Origin of the sequence: Cellvibrio chitinivorans (genome assembly GCF_035117775.1) — a bacterium.
In the GTDB taxonomy this organism is placed as follows: Bacteria; Pseudomonadota; Gammaproteobacteria; order Pseudomonadales; family Cellvibrionaceae; genus Cellvibrio; species Cellvibrio chitinivorans.
Genome location: NZ_JAYKKN010000001.1, coordinates 332165 through 358717, shown reverse-complemented (window position 1 = coordinate 358717; position 26553 = coordinate 332165). Strand labels below are relative to the sequence as shown.

Below are 26553 nucleotides of genomic sequence, written 5' to 3'. Positions count from 1 at the left end.
TATAATCCGGCGCCATCAGCATTATTTGACATGTCAACTTGAAGGAATCGGGTTTGTCCTACATTCGTCTCAATAAGCACTACATTCATCTTCCATACCTTTATTTAGGGGTAATGGATGCGCTGATTGTTGCAGGTGTAACCTGGTTTATTCAAAGCCTGGGTGGCAACGCTGCTGCTGATATAAATGAATCTTCATCCTACCAGTGGCAACCGATCATTACGCTCGCACTAGTATTGAGCTGCTGCACGTTATCAATGGGCGTATATACGGCTTTGGTGCGCGAGGGGTTTTCGAGCATGGTGTTGCGCACCATGGTGAGCTTTTTTCTGCTAGGCAGTCTCTCCCTCTATCTAATTAATTTATTGCTCGATGACACGTTTATCGCGCAATCGCTTATCTTCTGGAGCGTTCTGCTCTCTACACTTATGGTGTGTGCATCACGCTGGGTGTTTGTCAAAATTGTCGATGTCGATCAGCTGAAGCGCCGGGTGGTGATTTACGGCGCTGGTCAAAAAGCCAATAAATTGTTAGCTGATCTCGCACCTGATGTGAATGTACTGGGGGTCAATATAGTTGGTTGTATTCCCAGTGCCAGCGAGCCAGTTGAGGTGAATCCGAATCTTGTTATTCGAGAACCGTCAGATTGGTTGGCCTTTGCGCGGCAGTTACAGATTTCAGAAATAGTAATTTCTCCCGATGAGCGCCGTCGCACCAGCGGCGATGCGTTTCCACTGAGTCAGTTCCTTGATTGTAAGCTCGCAGGTATCCCATCCAGCGATGCATTGAGTTTTTGTGAGCGCGAGCTGGGTAAGATCGATATTTCACTATTACAACCTGGCTGGATGTTGTTTTCCGACGGTTTTAAATATTCAAAGCGTCGTATGTTGGCCAAGCGTTTATTTGATTTGGTTTTGGCATCGGCGTTTCTATTATTGCTCTGGCCGTTTATGTTGCTGACTGCATTGGCGGTGAAGCTGGAAAGCTCTGGGGCGGTGTTGTATCACCAAACCCGTACTGGCCTGAATGGTCGCGCTTTTCGCATTTATAAATTCCGCAGCATGCGACAGGATGCAGAAAAAAATGGTGCTGTATGGGCGCAAAAAAATGATTCGAGGGTGACACGTGTTGGCGCGTTTATTCGCAATACGCGATTGGATGAATTGCCCCAGCTGTATAACGTATTTGTCGGAGATATGAGCTTTATCGGTCCGCGTCCGGAGCGTCCGGAGTTTGTCGCGGATCTGTCGCAGCAAATTCCTTTCTATGAAATGCGCCACAAGGTGAAGCCGGGTCTCATGGGGTGGGCGCAGTTAAAATACCCCTATGGAGCATCCGTCGAAGATGCAAAAAATAAATTGCAGTACGATTTGTATTACACCAAGAACCATAGTTTTTTTATGGACATGCTTATCATGATTCAAACCGTAGAAATCATTTTGTTAGGAAAAGGTGTTCACTAATCGCTATCAGCGTCTATTAATTTTTATTGTCGAGGGATGCTCTAATGAAAACTATATGCCGTATTTTCTCAGTGGTGGCAGTGTTAATTGTTGTAGTGGGATGCAGTACCAGTAAAACGGCTCAAATGCCTGCTACTGAAAGTCCAGTGGCAGTGTTGGCAGAGTACAAAATAGGTGTGGGGGATGACTTGTCCATTAACGTATGGCGCAACCCCGAATTATCTCTGAGTGTTCCTGTTCGCCCGGATGGAAAAATTTCCATGCCGTTGATAGGTGATATTGTTGCCGCAGATTTAACTACCGATCAGCTATCAAAAAATATTACAACCAGTTTAACCACTTATATTCGAAGCCCACAGGTAACTGTCATTGTGGCAAACCCCAGCAGTTCTGATTTCCAGCGTCGCGTGCGCATTACCGGTGCTGTTACCAATCCGCAATCTATTCCCTATCGTGAAGGTATGACGGTTCTGGATTTGGTGTTATTGGCGGGTGGCCCTAACCCATACGCCTCTGCCAATAAAGCCAAGCTTTATCGCAAAGTAAATGATGAAGTGAAAGTATATTCAATTAAATTGGATGACTTGATCAATGACGGTGACGTTACAACAAACTATGCACTGCAACCGTCCGATATAGTGACTGTGCCAGAAAGAAGTTTTTAATACTTACAATTCAATTATATGGATCACCAATAGAGATAGTTCATGGATAAAGCATATCTAAGAGATTTATTGGTTGCATTGCGTGCAGAGCTGATTCGTTTCAGGTTTTGGTGTGCGGCGGTGTTTTTATTGGTTGCCTACTTGTTTCTAGTGGTCGGGCTTTTATGGCCCAAAAGCTACACAACCAAGGTCGTATTGTTTGCCGATGTGACCAATATTATCGAACCCTTGTTAAAAGGGCGGGCGGAAATTACTAAAATTGATCGGTCCGAACAGGCGAGTGAAGTAATTTATACGCGCAGAATAATGCTTGAAACGGCAAAACAAGCTGGATTGTTAGCTGCAGCTGATTCAGAAAATAGGCAGGATGCCATTGTTAAGCAGTTGCGTAGTGGTGTAAGGGTTGCACGTGAAAGAAATGAAAACTATGTACAACTTAGTTATACAGCAACAAACCCGGATACATCATTTGAAGTATTAAACTCTGTAGTCAATGTGTTTATTGAGGATACCGCCAAGCGTAAGCGCGATGAAAGCGTAGGTGCTTATAACTTCATTGATGCACAAGTGCAGACCTATAAAAAGCAACTTGAAGCAGCAGAGGAGAAATTAAAAGAGTTTAAATCCAAAAATACCGACGGCAGTGAAGATGCTGTAAGTGCTCGTATTGCGTCGCTACGCCAGGAAATTGAAGGGTTAAAAATAACCATTGAAGAAACGCAGTCGCGCATCACGACCATTGAGCAGCAACTTAATACGGAAGGGCAATATTTGCAGGCAAAAGGACAGGTTGAAGAGCTACAACAGCGCCGACAAGTGCTTATTGCTCAATTGGAACAAATGCTTCTGAGCTATCAAGAAAACTACCCTGATGTGGTTTCGTTGAGGGCTCAAATTGCGGAGCTGGACACCGCTATTGGAAAAATTCAATCCGCAGGAGATATTTATGCAAGCTCTGATAAAGTGCAGAACCCTTTATACGAAGAGCTACGCAAACAACTTGCTGATGCAGATGTAAGTCTGCGCTCTCAAAAAAGAAGAATGCAATCTCTACTTTCTTTGCAGGAAGATGAGTATGCAAGGCAGCAGAGAATTGCTGCAAGCCAGGCAACTCTTTCCGATTTGACGCGTGACTATGATGTAACAAAAAAAGTGTATGAAGAAATGCTGCAGCGCAAAGAAACCGCTCGGGTATCTATGACCCTTGATATTGAGGGTCAGGGTGTTTCTTATCGCATTCAGGAGCCTGCGGCATTTCCATTAAAACCATCTGGGCTGCATTTTATTCATTTTGCTCTTGCTGGTCCTTTTTTGGCATTTATGGCTCCATTGGGTTTGTTAATTCTGTTTATTTTGGTTGATCCTCATTTGCGTTCGGCGAGAGCATTGCAAAGGCAGCTTCCCGCTGATATCGAAGTGTTAGGCGTGGTTCCTCATTACAAATCTCCGATCGGCGAGCGACTATTAAAAAAGGATGTTCTTTTAATTGGTGCGGTGGTTGCAATAGGTATGATGTGTTATCTGGCCATATCTATTTATTGGATCCTTGTAAAAGGCTGAATTTATTAATGCGTGGGGCAGCGTAATGGATAAGCGAAAAGAGAAAGATTTAACCCAGCTCATGGAGGACGTAGATGCGCTTGTTGAGGCAAGTGATCATCTGGTTAAAAGTGCGGTGTTGGAGCATCGCAAGCGTGAAAAAATTAAAAATATGGACATGCCTCAATTGTGGAATCAGGATGAACTGTATGAGAAAAAAATAATTTTTACCGGTATGCGCCAGCGCGAAGTATTAAATGCTTTTCGTGAAGTTCGCATTAAGCTTTTAGGTCGCCATCACTCTGACAATATGGTTGTGTTAGTGTCATCAGTTGCTGCCGATAGTCCATCTAGTTATTTTAGTTTTAATCTTGCAGCAACCTTTGCACTGGATCAGCATAAAACTGCACTTTATGTTGACTGTAATCCTTACAGCTCTGATGTCGATAGGTACATAACGTCAACATTAGGAGCTGGCTTATCGAATTATTTAATAGACTACACAGTACCACTTAAAAATATAATTTATCCCAGTGGTGTTGAGCGATTGCGTGTTATCCCCTCTGGCGGGGCGAGTGAATCTGCTGCAGAGTTTTTTAACTCCAAGCGCATGGAGGTGCTTGTTGCAGAAATAAAATCACGTTATCCAGACCGATTCATCGTATTGGATGCGCCTAGTATCCAGCAGTCAACAGAAGCCAGAATTCTGGCAAAATATTGTGATCATGCATTGTTAGTGGTTCCCTTTGGTAAAGTGGTTACTGATGAGGTTCTTTCTGCAGTCGATGCTGTAGGAAAAGAAAAATTCGCAGGGCTTGTGTTTAATCATTAATGGACGAGGCGAACCATGCACAGTAAAAAACAGTTTTTTCAAAACGCTTTTCCTGTGTCGATGTTATTTCTATGTTGTAGTCAGGTATGCGCTAATCAAATAAATGGCTCGCTGTCGGCGACGAGTCTGTTTTCCGATAACACCCTTAAACAAGCTCAAAATCCAATAGATGAACGACAGGATTTGTATCAGCTTGCAGTGGTGGCGGACTACAGCAATTGGCTGCTTGATGCTGATGTCAATTATCAATTGGTCGCGCAGAAATATGCTGAGGGATCTCAGGATGATGAAGAGTACGCTGATGGTTCATCAAGCGTTACTTTTGGAAAAGCAGAGGATCTGTTGGCTTTAGAACTAAGTCACTCCCGCAGAATGCTTTTATCGACTCCTGATGCTATTGATTTGACTGGAAATCAGGAGGCAAGAGATATTATTTCTGCCCGCCCAGAGATACGAATTAAGTTGTCGGAAGCAGACAAATTGCTATTGAGCGGACAATCTGAGCGTGTCAGCTTTCCGGATAATGGGCAGCAAGATTCAAAACGAAATGGTGCTTCGTTAGGGTGGCTGCATTTATTATCACCCACCAGCACGCTGCAACTCTCTGTTAACCAACAGGACATTAAATTCGACAATTATGCACTTTCTGATTATTCCCTTGTTAGTTCAATGCTGGCTTATGCAGTAGAACTGCGAAAATTAAAATACAGTTTGGCAGTTGGCTATAACGAAAATAAATCAGAAGGGAATGAATCTAAAAGTGCTCCTTCATACAAAATTTCTGCTGCTTATGTTGCAGGCTACAATCAAATAGATCTTTCGGCTAGCCGATTATTGACGGATACATCCTATGGCGACGGAAATATGGAAAATACATTTGTGTTGCCGGATAGTGACGGCTTTTCAATGGATTTGGATCGCATAGATCGTCGATCTGTAGAGTTAAATTGGCATACTAATGTTATTTGTTCTCGCTGCGCACTTAGTGTCGGGGTAGTTGCGGTTGAAGATAAATACCTTGAGAAAGATGAAGAATCATTAAGCGTTAATTCTAACGTGAGCTTTGCATATGCGTTATCAACTACAGCTAATGTGTCCTTGAGTATGGCTAGGTCAGATGTTGATTTTGAGAATCAACTGGTCGCACAGGACTACCGATTGGATTCGATTTCGCTGAACTACGCCTATTACTTCTCAAATGGTCTGAATGTAACCGTTGGAGGTAGAAGGGAAGATAGAGAAACCTCAACTCTGGATGAAGCAGGGACTTATACGGAAAATGTCTATAGTGTTAGTTTGGCGTATGGTTTTTAATATGTTGAACTGAATTTGAGAAGGCGTCTTTAATAAAAATACGGATTAAGTGGTGAAAAAAATGAATAGCATTACAAAAATAATCGTTGTCTTGCTTTGCGTGACTTTTTCTTCATGTGCGGATAAAAAAGAGAAGAATCAAGAAGACGCACAGCGTCATGTTAGCTCTGCGAAGGTTTATCGAGAGCAAGGGCAGTATAGAGCCGCAATTATTGAGGCTAAAAATGCAATACAGTTGATGCCAGCTTCTCCAGAAGGATATATCGCATTAGCCAAAATTTATAATGAAATTGGTGCGCATGAAACGGCACAAAAATTACTATCTACCGTGGTAGAGCAAATTCCTGAGGTTTCCACTGAGCTGGCTAACTCTTATTATTTAAATAAAAAATATCTATCAGTAATTAATACTACGTCAACCTATCCCGCAGATAAGAATGCCCCTGAAAACCTACAGCGCCAAACATGGCTTAATGCAATGTCCAATATCTATCTAGGTAATAAAGATGGATACGAAAATGCTTTAAGTGAATTTATTGCTAACGGCGGAAAAGAATCGGATGGAAAATTTATTAAAGCAAACTATCTGTTGTCAAAAGGCAATATTGAAGATGCAAAAATTGAATTAAATGATGTTGTTTCCGCTGACCCAAGCAATATTGATTCCTTAATTTTGATGGCGAATGTCAGTATTTTCTTAAAGGATTTAGATGCTGCAGAACAGCATCTAACAAATGCATTGGGAATGCTGAAAAAAACAGACATTATGAATAGTAGGAGAAGTCTGGTAATTAGTCTTTTAACCGATACATTAATTCAACAAGGGCGCACTAGCGAAGCCTACACCTATCAAAAACTTCTTGCTGAATCGAATCCAGAAGGGAGTGCTGCACAACAGCGTTTTAATGATGCAATGGAGTTTTATCAACAAGGTAACTTTTCCGAAGCGGAAGCAATTTTACGTGAATTGAGAGAGCAGTTCCCAAACGACAAGAACACAGGAACGCTGTTGGGGTTAATAGAGTATAAACAAGGTTCAGATCAAAAAGCCGACGATTTGTTTGATGAGTTTATCGACCCTGAAACTGCTGCTCCATCGGTGTTGCAGGCTGCTGCTTTAGTTAAGGTTCGCAATAATCAAATCGATGATGCAATTGTGCTGCTTAAAAATGCTGTCAATAGCCAACCCAATAATCCAACAGTGTTAGCAACTTATGGGTTGGCCTTATTAGATAAAGATCCTAAAAGTACCGATGCAGTTATAGTTCTTGAAAAAAGCTTAGCGCTGGATTCGCGGCAGCAGAGAATCAGAATTGCTCTTGCCAATAGACATATGATGTTGGGGCAACGTGAACAAGCTGTTGCTCAACTGCAAAAAGCTTATCAAGAGCAAGCTGATGATTTTTATATACAGCAATCTTATTTCAAGGCCTTGCTGGTAAATGAGCAGAAGGAAAAGCTTTTATCTGAAATTGAACTCCTTAAGAAAAAAAATCCAGAAAGCTCTCGCGGCTATTTTTTTTCCGGCTGGTATCAGTTTCAGGAAAAAAATTATAAAGAGTCTGAAGTCCAATTCGAAAAAGCGATAGCTGTTCGTGAGAGTAGTGAAAAAAGCCTCGCCTATGCTGGTTTGGCGCAGCTTTACGAAGCACAAAACTTGACACAAAAAGCTGTCACTGCTTGGCAATTTGCACTTGAAGAAGACCCGGGTATGGCTGTTGGTTATAGCCGTTGGTTTTCGCAAATGCGAAAAATTAATCGTGAAGAAGAGGCTGTTAAATTTGTATTGAATTTGGAAAGTAAAACTGCTCGCTGGGAGCCGTCGGTGGTGCTCGCACAAATATACACAACACAAAATCAGCTTGCAGATGCAATTAAGCATATGGATATTGCATTAGAGCGAAGCAAACAGGGTGCGAATGTGAAAAAAATGGCTGCTAATCTACATCGCTTACAAGGTGTCCAGTTTAGAAGCCAGAATAAATTGCCTGAGGCGCGCGAAAGCCTAATGAGGGCGGTTAAGCTTTCTCCAGAAAATGCTAGCTTTTTAGGAAGCTTAATAGAAACTGAGATTGCTGCGCAGAATATCCCTGAAGCACAAAAACTATTAGATCAATTTGTTACTACTCCTGAAAATGAAGCCGAAAGACTATTTCTTCAGGGAGTGATTCGATTGGCGGAAGGAAGAAATGAAGAGGGTATTCAGTTATATCTTGAATCATGGAAGGCAAAACCCTTGGATATTGTTGCGGAACAAATTTTCGGCTTTTACCAAAGAGCAAATGAAAAAACAAACGCCGAAAAATTTTTAAATGAATGGGTTGAACTTTTGCCTGAAAGCAAAGCAGCACCACTAATGATGGCAGTGACAGCGCAAAGTAAAAATGATTCTGATAAAGCGCTGGAGTGGTACGAAAAAACGGTTGCTCTTAATCCGCAGATGCCCGCTGCACTAAATAATCTCGCTTGGCTATATTACGAAAAAAAGGATCCACGTGCTGTTGAGTATGCAAAGAAAGCCTATCGTTTGGCTCCCAATGTTGCTCCTATTGTGGATACTTATGGGTGGATTTTAGTAGAAAGCGGTGAGCTGGAAAAAGGCATTGAATTGCTCACAAAAGCAGTACTATTGGATCCTGAAAGTAAAGAAATAGCGAATCACTTAAAAGAAGCAAAAAGTCGGCAATAACAGAAATGAATAAGTGGGATAGCAGTGAGCTGCTCTTCCACTCAGTGTTTTATTACAGCATACATTGAAGATTGCTATGTCTGATTTTTTTCCCGAGGCAAATCAACCTGGCTTGTTCGCAACGTCTGCTTGGATAAATGCCTGGGAGGAAAGTTGGGGTGACCTTTCAGGTATTTCAAAAGAGAATTTGGGTTTGAATTCTGATTGCAGTATTCAGGAGGATGACAATTGGTATTCATATATTTACACACCGGCTAAGCCGCTAAGATTCAAAACAATATTTTTAGCTGGAGCTTCAACAACAGCGGCAAGAAGTTTACGTAGCGAATATTTTTATCCACCCTCTGGCTGCATGAGTAGCCTGTTTAATTCTGCATTTAAATTTTCTTGGGATCAGTTATGGATTCCGGATCTTATTAGCAATTCCCCCCAGCATAAAGAGCTTCTGTTGTGTGCTAAACGCTTTGGTTTGGATGTGGTCGTACGAGACAGTGCGACTAGCTATGCAGTTAGTTTAAAAGAAACTACTTTCTCCGAATATCTGGCATCACTCAGTGGAAGCACACGACTCAAACTATTCAATAAGCGTAAAAGATTGGTGTCACTTGGTCGTATAGAGGTTAGAAACGTCTGGCCGCATGTGAATGGATTCCTTGATGTGCTAAACGGCTTTCATCTGCAGCGTTGGGGAAAGGTGTGTTATGAAGGTCGAAATCGTAAGCTAATTACTGACTTTCTGCACAATATTAGTAGTGAAGGTGGAGAAATTGATTTATCGATTATCTATCAAAATGAAAAACCAATTTCAGCAGTTTTAGATGTGGCCTATCAACAGCGAATTTATAATGTCCAATCTGGCTACTTGGAAAAATTTAGCGATGGCATATCTTTGGGCACTTTACATTTTGGTTACCAAATAGAAAAAGCTTTCACATCTCCAGCATTATTTTATGATTTTATGGCGGGTGATGGGAAAAACTCAAATTATAAAAAGTTATTAGCCAATGCTGAATGCACCTTCATCAGCAGTATGGTTGTGCGATCCTTTCCTCTAAAGGTGCTTTATTGGATAAAACGCAAGCTAGAGTAGTATCCTTCTGGTAAAACTAATTTTGTAAATAATTGCTGCGAATAAAAGACTCATGACAGCCGTTATCAGTGTTGCTGGTGTTTGGCTTAAGTCGAAATTCCAGGTTAGAGCGAAAAATAATGCGTGGATGAAGTAGATCCCATTGGCCCAAGCTCCGATATTAAAGCTGTTAATATTAGGAAGACTTAATATCCAATATATAATAATACAGGATGCGGGATACAAAAATATAAGTAGCGTCCAGCCTTTTCCAGGGAATGTCTGGTTTGCAAACCATATTTCACCCCACAAAAAAATAAGGCTTGCTACTGAGCTCAGTGCGAGAAACTTTGAGCTTATTTCGATCAGGGGGCGTTGAGAAATCCAGCACCCCAGAGCAAAAAAAGGTAAGGCAAAAAAAGGAAGATTGCGAGTTGCTAAAGGTGAATCGAGTGCCCTTTGATATTCTGAGAAGATGTCTAAATTTGCATTTGCAAGATACTGAAGCACTACACCTATCAAGTATAAAAAAGGAGCTAGAAAAAATAATTGTTTTATTCTGTTATATCTTTCGCAGAGTTTGACAATGCAGGCCGCCCCTATAAGCGCAGGAACAAACCATAGGTGAAAATAACCGACTAGGATCTTCTTTACTATTAAAAGACAACTATATAAATGATCTGTAGAGTCCCACTCCCACCAAAATGGTAAATAGATAGTCATCCATGCAGCATATAGAACTAGCAGTCTTTTTATATATTTATTAAATTGATGTATTCCTGATCGCCAGAAAAAAATCCCGCTATAAGAAAAAACAAGGGTACGCAAAGCCTGAAGAGACCTTGCATCCATAAATAAGACTGTTTAGGGAAAAAATCTGCAAGAAATCCTCCGTGAAGCATAACTATAAAAAATGCCATAGTTATCTTTAAGTAGTCGATTGCTCCATTTCTCATTGCGTTAGCCTGTTTTTTAATTAGGGGATACCTTTGACAATTGCAGGGCCGATAATGCGGGTTAGCCATACAGGAAGGCGTTTCCAAATACTGATTAGTAATTTCAGTTTGGGGTTGTCCGGATTCAATTCAGGTAATGGTGCGTTTTCATCCGCAATTAGATACCAATAATGTTGACACGGTTGAGCGCCCCACTGCTTCTTAAACTTGAACGTGCCCGCCTCGCGAGTTGATCTGCCAAAATCAAAAAACTCGCAACCTTGTTCAATCGCAAAACCGAGTATTTGTCTATACATCCACATGTTTGCGTTAAACTGATTGGCTGATGCTAATGTCGAGGCCCAGGGAATCTCCATAATACCTCCTGACTTAATCAAAAAGCCTGCAGATACTGCTTTTCCATGTATATATACGACCGCAATGTTCGCGGCTATACCGGGGTGGCTTAAAATATTCTCAAACCACTTTTTATGGTAAACAGGTGTGCCTAAGTCGCGCATATTTTGAGAAAATACCGAATAGAAATCATTCAATAGGTTCATTTTGCCTATGGCAAACTGAGGTGAATAAGATTCTGCTTTTCGGTATTGCGCGCGCAGCTTGCTGCCCAGTTGTTGCTCTAATTCCTGATTAGATCTCGGCAAAGGCAGAATCATACCCAATTTTTTCAGTGACACTACTTTTTCTAAATTGGGATAAATACTTCGTACTTCTATAAACTTTAATTTTAACGCTACGCGTATGTCGGCCAGTTCCCGAACCAGGCGTTCGTGAAGATTTGGGAACCTACTGACCACTCCCCCATAATTCAAATAGGGGACTGACACCCCGAATCGACCAAAAAGTGTGGAGGTTAATATCGTAATAGGGATTCCTGCTAACAATTGACCATGAGCATCGCGCGCACTTAACAGGAGTGAATTGTGTTGAAAGCTAAGTTGAATGATGTGTTGCCACGCAGAATTGTGGCTTGGTAGGCTACTGGGATTGTTACTAACAAAATCTTGCCAGTCGTTTACTTCGTGTAACGGAGTTAATTGCGTGCTGATTTCGCCATCGAAATCAGCTTCACTGGTAAGATCAAAGAATGGAGTTAACAATTGTTGTTTTTGTGTCGCGGTTCTTGTGGGATCTTCGCTAGCGATGCTTTTAATTTGGGACTCAAGCAATTTAATTTTCGCTGATATATCCTTCATCTTTTTCAGTTGCTGTAAATACTCATCCGAATCTTTCAGTAAGTCTTTAAATTTTCCTGCAATAATTCCCTTTTCTGTTTTTAATAATTTAAGTGCGGTGAGCTGTTGTTCCAATATCGAACTCATGAAATAAATATGCCTATTAAATATTGCTGCGAAGATATTCGAGCCAAGATGAATATCGAATAAATGTATTCAGATTATGAGGGATGCTATGTCGGCAAATATTAAATGGTGCTGACTGAATTGTTTTATAGTTTGGGTTTCCTGGGATAGAACTTAATGCACCTATATAGCCGGCGTTTTTGAGTAAACTGCTATGGCTTTTAGAAAAATCAGACAGTTTCCCTGATGGATAGCAAAAAACACGTGATGGATTTTTGATGTATTTTTCCAGAGTAGCTTTCGCACTTTCCAATTCTGCAGTAATTTCTGCATCACTCAGAGCACTGAATACCCTATGTGAGCTGCCATGGGAGCCTATGTATAGCCCTTTGGTTTCTGCTTCTTGGAGACTTTTCCATGATGCGGGTTGATATTCTTTTGGAGGGGATGAGAAATCTATTTTAAGTTGAGGAAGTATTTCGGATAAAAAATTTTCTAGTTGGGCGTTCGGTAATTTTTTAGCATAAGTGGTTAGTTGGCGCCTTGCCGATATTCGGTTGCTTGGGGTATCTAAAATAAGCGTTTTTAACGAATTTCCTTGTCGTAATTCAATTTGCGTTGTAGTGGTATTCCAAATGCCATAGGCTAACTTTGCATCCCAAGGCCATTCGTTTGTATCTATCATGTTGGCTATTACAAATAGCGTTGGTTTGCATTTATATTGCAGTAAAACAGGAACTAGCCTATCGAGTTGATCCTGATATCCATCGTCCAAGGTGAACGATAATGTAGGGTGTTGCTGTTTTTTCCCCGATAATGCATCAACAATCAGTTCTTCGACCGATGCAAAATGAAACCCTCTTTTTTGTGCCTGCTTGATGTAAAGCTCTAGCAGTTCTGGACTTGTGCCTTCATAGGCTCCATTGGTTGCTCTAGGTCGATGCATCATATAAATCGTTACAAATTGCCCAAGGAAGCAGCTCATAATCTTGCTTACATAGGGTGATGCAAAAATGTTGATTAAGGGATTATTGCGCATATTAAATCCATCCGGACAAGCGGGCCCCCAGAAGCTTTGGGGTGTGACTTATTTGCTGATGTACTCCTATGCGAGATAGTTCGTGTACGGGAGTATTATAGGCATCAACAACACCTCTTCGGGTGGTTACAGCTGCACGGTAATTTTCGGTGACAAGGTTGAGTGCAGCTGAATTGTAATCGCCATTTGGAAAGCAAAAAATATTCGTTGCGGTTGGGATTTTATCCAGCAAAATATATTTGCTGGATGCAATTTCATGTGTTAGTTCATTGATCGGTAGCTGAGCGTTTAACCGTTTGTGATTACACGTATGCGAAGCGATTTTTACAAGGCCAGAAGCTTCCATTATTTCTATTTCTTCCCAGTTCATTAGCGCTCTTGGCGGCTCAGTGAAAATGTACTCTCGCCATCTTAAATTATCTAAAGCATCAAAAATTTCTGCGTCAGAAAAGCGTTTTAATGCCTGGATAATATGTGCACTTTGCTCTTTTCTTGATGAAAAATCTTTTTGCTGGATGATAGATTTAATTTGGGAGAAAAGCGGGCATTGATGTAGTAACGAGATCGCATTGCTGTGTAACAGCATATTTACAATGTTGGGCCAAAACTGAAAATCAGTTCCAATTTTCTCGACAACCGCAAATAACGTTATAGGAGCCTGTTCTTGTTTAATGATAGGCAGAGCGTACTCATAATTATCATGCCAGCCGTCATCGAAGGTAATGGCGCAGGCTCGGGCAGGTATTGGCTTGTTATTTAAACGCAAGTCCAGCCATTCGGTTAGATCCATCACATCAAAATATTTCTTCAATTCACGTAAGTGCATTGAAAATGTATCTGGTTCTACAATCATGCCGGGCTCTTCGAGGTTAAATCGAATGTCATTCGCTGGCAAGATTCGGTGATACATAAGCACCCAAAGTTTGGGGGAATTTTTAAAGTTGCCAAGTCGATGTGGTCCGAGCAAATTGGCTGCAGTTGAAAAACCTTGTTTGATGATTTGCTTCATTGGAATATCCCTGTATCAGCGCCCCATCAGCTGTAAGATGTAATGTTTGAGCTCAAAAATAGCTGGTTTTATGTCGCGCCAGCGATTGATTTCATGGCGGGTATTAAACGAAGGTATAATAAATAACAGAATAGAGCGCATTTTACACCAGATACTATTTGAACTTTTCAATACCAAATATAGGCTATCTAAATCGCCTAGCAGCCAGCGTAACCTTTGGCCTTTGCGATATTCGTCTGCGGCTGTAATGGGTAGACCAAGAGAAATTTCAGTAAGCCAGTATGGAAAATCTATTCCAGAATCTATTGCAAGCTGTAAAGAACCCCAAAATCGGGTATTGATCTCCATCAGGTAGGGTTTTCCGTCTGGCGTTATGCGAAATTCGATCATGGCAACACCATGCCAACCTACATGATCCAGAAGCTGTTCTGTATAAGTCTTTAGTAGCGGATTTATCTCGATACTTTCGCTGAGTACGCTGACCCCGCCCTGCGGCGGTTTCTCTCGCAGTCGCTTGTGTGCAAAAAAGGCAACAGGTCGCCCCTGATTGTATAGCGCGAAAATGCCCGCACCTGAGCCCGGAATAAACTCCTGAATCATAAAGGGAAATTGTTGCAAATAGTGATCTTTACGCAATGCGTCCTGCCAGTCTGCTGCTGAATGCAGCACACGTACGGTCGTCGAAAGCCATCGCCCCTCGGAAAAAATCCGTGACAGACAGGGTTTTATTACACAGGGATAGTTCAGCTTCTCTGGTTGTATGGTGGATGTGTTTTGATGCCAGTGATAAGTTGGGATGGGGACGCCAGATGCTTCGGCTTGAATCAGTAACTGATGTTTATCAGCTAGCGCCATCACTTTTTCGTAGGGTGCAAAAGGAATCTGAATATTTCTAAGTTCCGATTGATGCATTAACAATAATTGGCTGGTGATTTCGGTAACTGGGATGATCAAATCGAACGATTCCTGCTCCTGCAACTGTTCCAGCCATGCCAAAAACTCAGTAGGAGCGTAGGTAGAGCTAGGGCAGGAAAAAAAAGCTTGTGAGTAGCGAGAGCTGCCTGCTAGGGCTTGAGTGGAGGCCTCGGCTGTATACACATTAAGTACAGCCTTTTGCCCAAGCGATCTGACAACGGCAAGCGCGCTACGCTGAGCTGCATCCAGCACCAGAATTTTATATGTCTGCATAGCGTATCAGTATTGTCCTTGTAAATATGGGGCGCATCTTTTGGCTGATGAGCCTTTGCAACATAAAACAGCCTCTAGCTTATGCTAGGCTGTGCCTCGCTCGTTAATATCGAGGGGCTGAGATCAATTTGCTATAGGTTTTTTGGTTATTGGATTAAAATTCGCCTTCATTATCTCATGCGTTGATTGAAAAATGTTTAATGATCAATGTGATTTTTGAAGTGTGAGGGGCTGACCTTACTAGAGGGTTTGATAATCACATGAGTAGGGATCATCGTTATGCAGGTGTTACACCTGATACATCTATTAAGGATTTTTTATGAGTATCGCGAGTGAGCGCATTTGCTTTGGAACTCTGGCCTATGGACTTCAGTTTAGAGTCCATGCAAAGCTGCTTGCCGAAGATTTGTTGTGTTGGCACCCGGATATTGAATTTTATGTGATTACTGATCAGCCTGAATATTTTAGGGTATTGCCAAATGTGAGGGCCATCAAGTATCACCCCACTGGAATTCGATCCTGTTATCACGATAAGCGACAAGTTATCGCAGCAGCAATCCGGCATCACGATGTATGCATCTATATGGACGCTGATTGCCGCATTATCAGTGCGATTAATTTTTCCGAGATCATGCAAGACGGAATTTTTTTTACAGCGATATACGGTGAAAATCTTAATAATAAATTAGCCTCAGAAATTATTTGTGAAAAGAATAAAAATAAATTAAATGGACCTATGCGGCGCCGAAAAATTCTGAGCGATATAGCGCAATACAAAAAAATAAAATTTGAAGATGTCATTTTTGTAAATGAACCTTTTTTTGTTGTAAATAGTAATTTTGGCGATGTGCCAAATTTTTTGGCCATTTGGGATTATTGTGCTGCATACACTACAGCGAGGCTATTTGAATTTGGTGAAGGCGCCTCGATTGGAATTGCACTGGCTAAGCAGAAGGCTGTTCCTTGCATTTTAAATCGTAATCCTTTGTGGCTTTTTAAAGATGTATTCTGTGATGTGAAAGCCAAACCAGATCTACAGTTGAAAAAATTTCAACAGCTATTGGCACTGAGGCAGGCTATTTCGAATGATGTCTGGCCAACTAGTAAAGTTCGAAAGGCTCTAGAAATAATGTACTTTGCGATTCGATTTTACCTGAAGTACTTTAAATGTATCCGCTAGATTGTGTGATTAATATCCTCTCGGTTTTATAAAGCGGGCTGATTAGATGAGTAATGGAGTTAATGGCCATGCTTTTGGGCGCCAAGTCTGTATTGAATGATTTTTCGGTTTATTTTCGCGATTGTAAAAACGAAAACTTTGGTTTCTATTGTGCGGCCGGCTATATCATATTCTCTTATTTACGGCCGCAGGCAATATATCCATTTTTGGATGTCTTGCCGTGGACGCAGCTATGTATTATAGGGGGTCTTATTTATGGCCTGTTGAAGAGCCAGTTGAAATATCAAATGACTCATTTTGTTGTCTTGTTATTTGCTCTTTCTACAGTTATATCCTCATTTTTTTCTTATGATAGCGATCTCTCGTTCAGAAATATAAACACTGTATTTATATGGATGTTGGAGGTTTTGCTGTTTACTTCCTGCATCAGAACTTTGCATCAACTCCGATTGATCCTTATTCTTTTTTTTCTGGTGTTATTTAAGATTTCGCTTTTTGGTGCGAAAACCTGGGTTATGCGAGGCTTTGCATTTAAGGATTACGGAATTGCTGGTCCGCGTGGATTTTTTGAAAATTCAGGTGAGCTGTCACTGATGATGGCGATGTTGGTGATTATCAGCTTGTCGGTCATATATCAAAATCGTCACATCGCCAAAATTTATTATCTATTGCCCTTAACTGCCTTTATGACCGTTTTGGCTGGCAGTTCGAGAGCTTCTCAGCTCGGTTTGGTAGTGGGATTATTTTTGTTTTTTATACTGCGTGGAAAATTTAAAATTCGCTATGTTTTTGTTGGCGCGTTTGTTTGCTATTTAGGTTTTCTCTTATTGCCTGAAGGGCAAAAGGCGAGGTTTACATCTGCCGGGGAAGATAGCACTTCTGTGTCGCGAATGACTTATTGGGCTGGGGGAGTAGAGATGTTTAAAGAGCATCCTATCGTAGGTGTTGGCTACAAATGTTTTGCGCACTATTTTCACGCCTACTATCGCCACACCATCCCACAGGGAATGTCTTGGGGGAATCGCTTGGAAGTTGCGCATAATACTTTGGTTGAGGTGGGAAGTGAGCAAGGTGGTATAGGTTTAATCACTTACCTGATTATGTATTTCTATTCGTTCCGCCTCAATATCCGAACCCGCAAAGAATTACGAAAACGAGGGGATGCTATCAAAGAGCATTGGGTTTACCGTTTTTCTGTTGGATTGGATATTGCAAATATTGTATTTATTATTGGTGGTTTTTTTATGTCAGTTGCGTTTTATCCCTATAACTATCTGATGCTGATGTTTTCTGGTTCCCTTAATAATGCAGTACAAGATAAAGATGGATTCCTTGAGAATAAAGCTGAGGTATCAAATAAAAAATGAGTGCACAGAAAACTATATTGCACATTATTGATACCACCGGGCCTGGTGGTGCAGAAACCATTTTCATCCAGTTAGCAAATGAAGCTAAAAAACGAGAATATAGATCTATCGCGTTGGTAAGAGGAGAGGGATGGGTTGCCGAACAATTAAGAAAACATGAAGTCACTACGTACTTTTACAACTGTAAGGGATCTTTCAATTTTTCATATCTTAAGTTTTTAATTAAGTTAATTAGAAAAGAAAACGTTAATCTCATCCAGGCCCACTTACTGGGTTCGAATGTGTATGCCAGTATGGCAGGATTGATAACATCAATCCCTGTGTTTTGTACCTTTCATGGCTTTGTAGATATTTCTAAAAAAGAGCGCTTTGGTGCGGCTAAGTTTTTAGCAATTCGGATGGGAGCAAAAAAAATTATTGCAGTCACGCAGCAATTGTATGAAGGGCTAAATGACAGCCGTTGGTTTTCCGCTAAGCAACTAATGGTCATTCAAAATGGTATTGATTTAACTGTATTTCCGCAAAAGATTGATCAGAAGCTTTCTACTCCTGTACACATAGGCTGTTTGGGTAATGTTAGAAAGGCAAAGAATTATCCTCTTGCAATAAAAATGCTTGATGAATTGGTAAATAGTTTTGGTTTGGATGTTGTCTTGCATATTGCGGGGGATGATAAAAATCAGTTAGCGGAAGAATGTAGAGAATTGGCAAATGAGTTGGGGCTATCGAGCAGGATTATTTGGCACGGATTTATTAATTCTGCCGCCGAGTATCTTGACTCATTAGATATGTATTTATTGTCTTCTTCTTCCGAGGGGCACCCTTTAGCATTGACTCAGGCAATGTCAGTTGGTTTGCCAATTGTAGTCACTGATTGCGGAGTCGATAGTGTTATTCGGGATGGGTATTCCGCGCTGATAGCAGCTAACAATGATAGTAGTGACTTGGCCAAGATGATTACCTCCATAATTAATGATCATGCATTGCGCATCAAAATTGCAAATAATGCAGCCAAGGACGCTAGAGAAAAATGGAGTTTGCAGGTTACCTATGAAAAATATTTTTCTCTCTATGCGCATGGGTTATTGGAAAAAAGCAGGTCTTTTTTGACCACAAAATTTGGCGGAAGAAAGGCTTTTTTAAATTATGTTTTTTTTGCAATAAAGGCGAGCTTGGCAGGCTACCATTTCAAATGTGGTGCGGTATCAAAGCGCCCTGGGCGAGTTGTGTTTGTCTGTAAAGGCAATATTTGCCGTAGTGCTTTTGCTGAATGGTATTTTAAAAAGCACTCAAATATTCCCTGCGTCTCTTTGGGTGTTGATACTACTTCTGGCGTTGAAGCAAATCAACGCATTAGTCGCTTATCGCTGGATATGGATGTCGATCTTAGCGGGCATAGAACCACTGCAATAGAAAATTTTGTTCCTTGCGATGGCGATTTATATGTATGTATGGAGCCGTCTCACCTTGAAAAAATTTCATTAATTAGTGCCAAAAAAGAAATTTCATTGCTGGGGCTTAATGCATCGCCTTTTGCTGCATATATACATGATCCTTATGCGGCTCCAGAACTTTATGCGCGCAATTGCTTAATGCAAATTGCTCATGCTGTTGATCAGCTGATAGATCGTATCGAAAAACTTAAGAGGAAATAACGTGGATAAGGAAAATAGCGTGTGGATAACTTGGGAACATCAAGTAAGAAACATATCCATGGCGAATTTGTTGGGCTGTAACTACGTTGAGCTGAGGTCAGATAAATCAAGAATTGTACGCTACTTAAAATTAGCTATTTTAACAATATCCATTCTGAGGTCTGGAAATTACAAAATAATTTTTTTCCAAAATCCGTCAATTGTATTGGGCTTGGTTTGTGCACTTTACAAAAAATTGAAACCGAACTGTTTGGTGGTTGGAGATTTTCATAATGCCGCTCTTGAGCCGGGCAGGTTAAGAAAATTCAATCGTTTTATCTGTAAATCTATTGATATTACATTAGTTTCAAACACTAACTTGTTTGGCACGGTAACGGAAATGGGGGGCCGGCCTTTTGCATTTCCGGACCCAATTCCTGCGTCGGACGCATCTGTTATACATGACTTTAAAGTTAAAAATTATATTTTATTTATTTCTAGTTGGGCTGACGATGAGCCGATAAATAATGTTTTAAATGCTTTTATTGCTACCGGCTTGTGGCGTGAGACTTATGAATTGCATGTTACTGGCCGGATAAAAGAGTCGAAATTAGAAAAACCAAAAGAATCTTATGAGACATTTGGGATAAAATTTCTGGGTTATTTAAGTGAAGAAGACTATTGGCGATCATTAATAGAATCGGTAATCAATATCGATTTGACAACTCGCAAGGATTGCTTAGTTTGCGGCGCTTACGAATCGATTTCAGTTGCGGTACCTGTGCTTCTTTCAAATAATGCCGCTAGCGTGAACTACTTTGGCGATTACGCGTTATTTACAGATAATTCGCCTGAAGATATTAAAGCTAAGTTGGAATTAGCCATAGAAGATATAGATAAAATTCGCGAGAAGGCGCAGTCGGTTAAACGAAAATATATTGAAGGCGATGCTTTAAACAAACAAAAACTCAGCCAATTATTAAATCAATAATTGGCTGAGTTTTTGTGACTTATTCGAGAGTTGCCTCAGGCGGCCGATCTGGCGCTAGAAAAGTTATTCCGATGGTTTCTGTACCTGTTTCGTATGGGCCAGCATTTTTTTCAGATCCCATAAAGTTAAGTGCGGTTGATGTTGTTTGATATTTGTATTTGCTTAGATCCTGAAACAACAAATCAGAGTTTACGCTGATACTTGTGGCGTCGGGATAGTTGGTGTTTACAGTTGAGAGTGATCCCGTCTGGACTTGTTTCCAGCTAGTAAGAGAGTCGAACATTTTTGAGGTGGGGCTATATCTGTCTGCGATAATGGTCACTTTGCTGTCGTAAATATTGGAGGCTGCATAAGTCAAACTGGGAAGTTTGGTGTCGCTATATTTTAATAGTTGCAGCGGTACATTTAAGCCTCTCAATATATTGCCGTAAAACTTAACATCTTTGGATGCGTCTACAGAAAGACCAACCGATCCTGTTTTGCCCCTGCCATCAATTAGGTTGTTATTAACAGTGAGTGTGCCGCTAATCGCATACGCACCAGCCATAGCATATTCTATACCTATGCCATTACTGTCTAAACCGGTGATAATATTGTGGTGGAAGTGGTTGTGCCCAGCTTCAGGGCTCTTATCGCCCCGGATGCTTACGCGAATACCGACTTTGGGCGCATCAATGAGGTTGTATCTGATTTCCGATTCCTGCCACAGTTCTCTAGTAGTGGAGTCTTTTACATAGTGATCCTTCCAAAAGATTCCGAAACCGGCATTGCGAATTGTGTTGTGTTCAATCAGGGCATTAATAACACCATAGGATTGAATTCCTGCCGCAACAGTAGTGCCACCTGCGTATACTCCATCTATTAAATTGTTGCGCACTACCCAGTCTTTGGAGCCCCACATGGCAATAGAGGATATGTTGTCGCCAGCATTGCCATAAGTATTAAAAAAATTGGAATTCTGTATCACGATGCCCTCTGCCAAGCGGGCAATATCTGCTACGGCGTTCTCGGTTTGTCCCCAGCTGCTTATACCTACTGTGAATTGATTTTTAAACGTTAGACCATTAAATACTATGTAGTCTTTGCCTTGAATCTGAACGCCTGCGCGGGTCTTTTCACTGTCAATAATCACTTTACGTTCGTCACCGGGAGCAGCCGAAATGGTGATTGGCATTTCAGGAGTCCCAGAAGTGTTAATACACAAACTGGCGACTACTGGATCAAACCAGCCGCAACGTTTAGTAAAGCTACTTTGGCCGGAGTTTTCTTTGTAAAGGCCGGCTTTAATGTACAGTGTGTCACCTGCGGTTAATAGACTAATACCTCGCTGGATGCTTTTACACGCAGTAGCTTGTGTGCGGCAGTCATTGGTGTCGAGTCCTACAGGGGACACCCAAAATTCTGCAGCGTTTAGTGGTAATGAAACTAATAATGTAGCCAAAATGAACAGTTTTTTATACATGATGACACCTCCGAATATCATTATAGTTTAATGCAGAAAGGTTAAGATGCCACTGGAAAGGCAGATTGCGTGTAAAAATATATGAATTTAAAAAAGCATGTTTATCACTTGTAAGTATATTTTTATTTCATATATGGTTTTTGATTGTAGAGATACGTCAAGCCTAGGAAGAGATATGGGAACTTAGAGGCTGGCTTCTGTGCGATACGAAGAAGATTTTTCGGGTATCTATGTGAGCAAGGCTCTCTTGATAGGAAGAGGTAGGGCTCAAGGCGGTATCGATTCTAATATGAATATATAGAGCGTAGTTTTTTGTGGTAAGCGCTAACTAATTTGGAAGAGCATTTATAATGAAATATGCAATTTTACTATTACTGGGTCCTGGTCAGTTGGAAATTAATAGGTTGACTGACTTATTGGACTCTATTCTTCTGCACGAACAAAACTCTTTTAATGAGTCAAACTTCTTAATAATCAATGATGGCAATACGCTTTTAGATCAGTTGGATGTATATCATTCACAATTCAAGACTTTTCATGTAATAAATAACCCTTTATATGGAAAGAGTAAGGTTTTGTTTGATAGGCATGCGGCAGGTATGATTTATGGCTTTTCGTATGTGTACCGCTATTTGGATGTCGATTTTGTAGTAAAAATGGACACGGATGTTTTTTGTATAAACCCATTTGCGCAGAGAGTGAATGAGTTTTTTAATATCAGTGATCACGTAGGGGTGGCTGGAACCTTTCTTAATTGGCCAATGGGGGTCTCAAGGGATGCTGCTTTTGATGACTGGAAGTCAAGAGTGGAGAATGTACATAAAAAACCCTTGTGGAAAAATTCCTTATTGGCTGTAAGAAAATTCAAATTTAAAGCATTTTCTTTGCACTTTATTCGAAAAAATGTTTTCAGGCGGGCGTTGGACAACGGCTATAGATATGGTGTTCATATCATGGGGGGGGCTTATGCGGTATCAATTGATTTGATTCGTGAGTGGGCGCGCTTGGGATACATGGACCACTTTGATCTCTTCGAGAGAAGTTATTTAGGTGAGGATTCTATAGTAACAATATTGGCATACGCGGCTGGATATAAAATGGGTTGCTTCAATCAGTCGGGTGATGTTTTTGGTGTTTGGTATAAAGAGCCTGAAATGCCGGCAGCTATATTGAAAGAAAATGGATATGCGTTAATTCACAGCATAAAGAGTAGTCAGCTTGAAGATGAGCTGATTTTAAGAAATGAATATAAAGCAGTAACAACTAGTGTATCTGTTCAGTGCACGTGAGATAAGTTCATGTTGTCAAATGTAGATGGTGAGTCGAGTGTTGAATTGTCAGTCGGCAGTTAAACTGAGAGCGTGTAGTGGCTGAAGAAAAAAGCGTCCTGCGTCCTTGCTGAAAGGTTGAAGTAGATTTTTCCTATTGGTAAGCCTTTTTTTTCTCAATGCTCTGGAAAAATAATTCTTTTTGTAAAAGTAATTCTTTATTTGTATCTGAGTGTGAATTGGAGTTGTTAGTGATAAACAACTCCAGCACCTTCATGCTATAGGGGGCGTGGTCAATATTATCGAAGTTTAAGTAGCACACCTCCGGGCTATTGGTTTTTACAAATAGAGAATCAATGCTTGTATTAAAGTTGTTATTTATAACTGCACACAGTTTTTGCGTGGAGATATTGGGTGAAATATTTTCCATGGCCCAGCTTCGGGTATCGTAAAGCGTATAATTTTCCTTCATCCAGCACAATCCATCTTCCAGTGCTGAATTGTCGAGTAGCAAACCTGTATGCTCGTTAATATAAGCTTTATTTACACCAATATTTTCGCTGGCCAGTATTACTGGAGTGCCGCAAAATAATGCTTCGAAAAGGCTACGATTACTGCCTTCTTTAAGAGAAAGCAAAATATTCACTTTGCTTTGGTTAAGTATATTAATAACTTGTGATCTGCTCTGTGAAAACAAAAGCTTTAAGTTTTTTTCCAATTTAAAGCTCTCAACAAGTTCTTTTAGAAGCTCCTCTGCCCCCCCCCAAGAAGCGCAAACAAGGCACGCCTTATAGTTTGGATCTTTTCTTTCAACAATGTTCTTAATTGCTTTGAGGTAGCGATAAACTCTTTTTATAGGGTTGGTGTTTGCTATGTATACCGAATCATAAATTTTAGGAAGTTCATTTTTAATAAATATATCCGGGTTAACCCAATCGCTTGCCCCGAAGCTCACAGGGATGCAGTATTCAAGAAAATGATTAAGCAAAATACGATCTTGAATTTCAGAGCTTTGAATGATTACCTTTTCATTTTTATTAAAAAAGCCAAGAATGTCGGGATCTGCATAACCAGACCAGCTTGGTTCCAGCACAATATAAAAATATTTATGCAGCTGTTGTATATCGATATTGCGAATAAAGTAGGAAAATGTTTTTGTAAACGTGATTAATAAAACACCTTTTGAAAAGATGTTATTTTGGTCTATTTCAGGCCATCTTAAAATTATAGATCGGCCTGACGCCTCTTTAAGTTGCACACCTTTACTAGCATCTAAATCACTAAAACTATTTCCCAGTAATGATTTTAGCAATATGTTATTGCCTGAAATATTTTTGTAGCGGCTAGTGGCTAGCGAAAATGATATTGAGGCACGTTTAAAATTTAACAAAAGTAAGGTTTTTGCGGATAAATATAACAATATGGCAGCTAATGGTCTGGCATAAAAATACCAAATGTCATTTGCGATCGATAAAAATTTATATTTCATGGTTCTTTCCTTAGGATGATTTTGAATTCCATATTACATTTATATATTTATCCTTAAGTGATTTTTCATATACTGCTCGACATTTGAAATAAGAATTAGGGAAAAAATTTACTCGTTTACCTAATAGGGCTGCTGCAATACATATATGTAAGCGATCGGTGTTAATTTCTTCAAATAAGTCTATGTGTTTCATAAGTCTTGCAGCTGAATAAAAACAGAGGTCCCTATTTCTGGTTCCGTATTCATAAATGTGTGAAAGATCCGCATTATCCTCTGGGATAAAATTAGATGCCCGCTCAACATCTGTTCTGAAGAAGTTGCCTGATTTTTTGCGATTTAACGAACTTTTAAATTCAAAAAGTGAGTTTCTTAGCATGGCTATTGGTCTAGGAAGTTTATAAAACTCGTCATTATTCTTTGTTATTTTGAATTTAATTTTCATTAAAACGCATTTAAATAAGCTAAGTTTATGAGATGAAATTATACTTTTTGGTGAAATATAAAATGCTAGGTCATCTGACAAAAATACTTGAGTTTTAGGGGCATGTTCCAATAGATGTTGAAAAGTATGATTCTCTCTAGCGAATAAAATAACGTTGCTGCCTAGCTCGGCAAGAAGATCTTCATTACTAGTTACTGTGTGGGGCAGTAAAATAAACTGCTTAGCAGTTCTATGGTGCTTACTAATAAAATCCCTAGCTTCAGAATAATATCCAACCAGATTGCCTCCTCCCGCATAGAGTACTATTTTCCCTGTAGCATCAAAATCTGCAGTGTCTGCTAAGCGTACATCCAGACCAAGTTTTTCAAAAAGCAAAAAAGCACCACAGGCAATTAAAGAGTCTCCTGCATTGCCAGGGTTTGAGCGGTAATAAATTGGCTCATGTTTAGGCAAAGCAGATAAAACATTGAGAATTGATATACTGTCCATAGATTTTCCGATTATTGAAATGTTGAAGATAATTGATTGTATAAGCGATCGAATTGTACTTGCACCGTGAAAGAGCGATTTATGCGGCTGATTGCATTTTTTGAGAGTCGTTCATGTAGTTCATTGTCATCAGCAATTTTTGTGATTTTTTCACTTAAAGCGAGTGAGTTCCCCGGTTCGAACGTATAGCCAGTGTTGCCTTCATCAAGGGTCTCTACCAAGCCTTGTAGGTGAGATACTACGATTGGGAGCCCTGATGCAGCCATTTCCAGTGTTGACATAGGAAATGAATCCCATCCTGTAGATGCAACAATTCCCACTGTGCAACCGGGCATTATTAAAGCCAGGTCGTTTCTATAGCCACCAAAGATAACTTTATTGCGTACTGGGCTATTGCCAAGCATGGTCATAAATTTAATTTCTTCTCCAGGGCGATTGCCACAAATTAAAAAGTAGATAGGTAGCTCAGGTCTATGTTTTGCCAAATGTATGGCGGCTTCGATAATCACTTTTACGCCTTTACGTTCTTCCATATGGCCAGAATAAAACGCAATTTTTGCATGCGGAGGGATTCCAAAAGTATTTCTAACGTAAATATCAGACTCTTCTGTCGGCTCGAATTTTGATGTGTCCACGCCGGTTGGTATTACGGTGGTTCGTTGCGCGCTAATTCCACGGCCTTGTATTGCTAGTTCTCGCATTGCTTCCGATTCGAAAATAAAAAGATCTGGTTTCGCTCTCGCAAGTATTACATCCAATTTTTTCAAAAATAGCTTTAGTGGAGGGTTTATGCTGCTAATGGTGGATCCCCAATAGGAAACAATTTTTTCTATTCCGCAAGATCTGAGAAAGCTGCATATTTTTGCTCTTGGTTGAACATCAAAGCACAAAACATATTTAATATTATTTTTTAATATATAAGTTTTTGCGCATTTGAAAGTCCCCTTGTCTTGATGGTCAAGCCTAATAAATCGATCAAAATCTTCTGGCAAACTTTTTGGGCGACCAGAAGATATGTCGGTAAAAGAAAAATGAACGTGACTCGGATCTTTAGTAATAGCGGAGCAAACGTTAAAGAACATTTTTTCCAATGCGGTCATTGCATAACCGGCATTGGAAGATGTATGAAATACAATTAGTATTCCCTTGGTAGATGACATTGAACTA

The 26553-nt window shown here is 40.3% G+C and carries 20 protein-coding genes and 1 pseudogene; 12 read left to right on the top strand and 9 right to left on the bottom strand.

Annotation, left to right across the window (positions count from 1 at the left end):
- Positions 1–53 precede the first annotated feature (53 nt).
- The 7 genes from SPL68_RS01525 (at position 54) to SPL68_RS01495 (ending at position 9592) form a co-directional block, all read left to right on the top strand.
- Positions 54–1463 (top strand): TIGR03013 family XrtA/PEP-CTERM system glycosyltransferase, encoded by a 1410-nt coding sequence (locus tag SPL68_RS01525; RefSeq protein ID WP_323813299.1) that lies wholly within the window; start codon positions 54–56, stop codon positions 1461–1463.
- A gap of 125 nt (positions 1464–1588) precedes the next feature.
- A complete protein-coding gene (locus SPL68_RS01520) occupies positions 1589–2128 on the top strand; it encodes an XrtA/PEP-CTERM system exopolysaccharide export protein (RefSeq protein WP_323814297.1) in 540 nt (179 codons plus the stop codon).
- A 42-nt stretch (positions 2129–2170) separates the two neighbouring features.
- Positions 2171–3688: an XrtA system polysaccharide chain length determinant gene (locus SPL68_RS01515; RefSeq protein ID WP_323813298.1), complete on the top strand. Its 1518-nt coding sequence runs from the start codon at positions 2171–2173 to the stop codon at positions 3686–3688.
- Between the two features lie 25 nt (positions 3689–3713).
- A complete protein-coding gene (locus SPL68_RS01510) occupies positions 3714–4499 on the top strand; it encodes a tyrosine-protein kinase family protein (protein WP_323813297.1) in 786 nt (261 codons plus the stop codon).
- 15 nt (positions 4500–4514) lie between these two features.
- Positions 4515–5813 (top strand): porin family protein, encoded by a 1299-nt coding sequence (locus SPL68_RS01505; protein ID WP_323813296.1) that lies wholly within the window; start codon positions 4515–4517, stop codon positions 5811–5813.
- 61 nt (positions 5814–5874) lie between these two features.
- Entirely contained in the window at positions 5875–8502 is a 2628-nt protein-coding gene (locus SPL68_RS01500; protein ID WP_323813295.1) for a tetratricopeptide repeat protein, read from the top strand.
- A 76-nt stretch (positions 8503–8578) separates the two neighbouring features.
- Complete coding sequence (locus SPL68_RS01495) at positions 8579–9592, top strand: GNAT family N-acetyltransferase (protein WP_323813294.1); 1014 nt, start codon at positions 8579–8581, stop codon at positions 9590–9592.
- On the opposite strand, the pseudogene SPL68_RS01490 reads toward SPL68_RS01495, so the two are convergent.
- The 5 genes and pseudogenes from SPL68_RS01490 to SPL68_RS01470 form a co-directional block, all read right to left on the bottom strand.
- Positions 9584–10473 (bottom strand): annotated as a pseudogene (locus SPL68_RS01490) (acyltransferase family protein). The gene SPL68_RS01495 and the pseudogene SPL68_RS01490 sit on opposite strands and share 9 nt — an antisense overlap.
- A gap of 74 nt (positions 10474–10547) precedes the next feature.
- Positions 10548–11849 carry a FemAB family XrtA/PEP-CTERM system-associated protein gene (locus SPL68_RS01485; protein ID WP_323813292.1) on the bottom strand — a complete coding sequence of 434 codons (1302 nt, stop codon included), beginning with the start codon at positions 11847–11849 and terminating at the stop codon, positions 10548–10550.
- A gap of 16 nt (positions 11850–11865) precedes the next feature.
- A complete protein-coding gene (locus SPL68_RS01480; RefSeq protein ID WP_323813291.1) occupies positions 11866–12867 on the bottom strand; it encodes a polysaccharide deacetylase family protein in 1002 nt (333 codons plus the stop codon).
- A gap of 1 nt (position 12868) precedes the next feature.
- Positions 12869–13876, bottom strand: coding sequence for a polysaccharide deacetylase family protein (locus tag SPL68_RS01475; protein WP_323813290.1), 1008 nt, complete (start codon positions 13874–13876; stop codon positions 12869–12871).
- A 15-nt stretch (positions 13877–13891) separates the two neighbouring features.
- Positions 13892–15064 (bottom strand): carboxylate--amine ligase, encoded by a 1173-nt coding sequence (locus SPL68_RS01470; protein WP_323813289.1) that lies wholly within the window; start codon positions 15062–15064, stop codon positions 13892–13894.
- Positions 15065–15383: 319 nt separating this feature from the next.
- Here SPL68_RS01470 and SPL68_RS01465 point away from each other — a divergent pair, with 319 nt between their 5' ends.
- From SPL68_RS01465 to SPL68_RS01450, 4 genes are all read left to right on the top strand, one after another.
- Entirely contained in the window at positions 15384–16244 is an 861-nt protein-coding gene (locus SPL68_RS01465) for a hypothetical protein (RefSeq protein WP_323813288.1), read from the top strand.
- A gap of 62 nt (positions 16245–16306) precedes the next feature.
- Entirely contained in the window at positions 16307–17611 is a 1305-nt protein-coding gene (locus SPL68_RS01460; protein ID WP_323813287.1) for an O-antigen ligase family protein, read from the top strand.
- Complete coding sequence (locus tag SPL68_RS01455) at positions 17608–19266, top strand: glycosyltransferase (protein WP_323813286.1); 1659 nt, start codon at positions 17608–17610, stop codon at positions 19264–19266. Before SPL68_RS01460 ends, SPL68_RS01455 begins: the two co-directional genes overlap by 4 nt.
- 1 nt (position 19267) lies before the next feature.
- Entirely contained in the window at positions 19268–20236 is a 969-nt protein-coding gene (locus SPL68_RS01450) for a glycosyltransferase family protein (protein ID WP_323813285.1), read from the top strand.
- 19 nt (positions 20237–20255) lie between these two features.
- Here SPL68_RS01450 and SPL68_RS01445 read toward each other — a convergent pair whose 3' ends face one another.
- Positions 20256–21698, bottom strand: a complete 1443-nt coding sequence (locus SPL68_RS01445) for a right-handed parallel beta-helix repeat-containing protein (RefSeq protein ID WP_323813284.1) — start codon at positions 21696–21698, stop codon at positions 20256–20258.
- Between the two features lie 350 nt (positions 21699–22048).
- On the opposite strand from SPL68_RS01445, the gene SPL68_RS01440 reads away from it, so the two are divergent.
- Positions 22049–22987: a hypothetical protein gene (locus tag SPL68_RS01440; protein ID WP_323813283.1), complete on the top strand. Its 939-nt coding sequence runs from the start codon at positions 22049–22051 to the stop codon at positions 22985–22987.
- Between the two features lie 133 nt (positions 22988–23120).
- Here the strand turns inward: SPL68_RS01440 and SPL68_RS01435 are convergent, their stop codons facing one another.
- From SPL68_RS01435 to SPL68_RS01425, 3 genes are read right to left on the bottom strand one after another with little or no spacing between them, the layout of a single operon-like run.
- Complete coding sequence (locus SPL68_RS01435; protein ID WP_323813282.1) at positions 23121–24455, bottom strand: glycosyltransferase; 1335 nt, start codon at positions 24453–24455, stop codon at positions 23121–23123.
- A 10-nt stretch (positions 24456–24465) separates the two neighbouring features.
- Positions 24466–25386: a polysaccharide pyruvyl transferase family protein gene (locus tag SPL68_RS01430; protein ID WP_323813281.1), complete on the bottom strand. Its 921-nt coding sequence runs from the start codon at positions 25384–25386 to the stop codon at positions 24466–24468.
- A gap of 11 nt (positions 25387–25397) precedes the next feature.
- On the bottom strand, positions 25398–26546 hold the full coding sequence (locus tag SPL68_RS01425; RefSeq protein WP_323813280.1) for a glycosyltransferase family 4 protein: 1149 nt from the start codon (positions 26544–26546) through the stop codon (positions 25398–25400).
- Between the last annotated feature and the right edge of the window lie 7 nt (positions 26547–26553).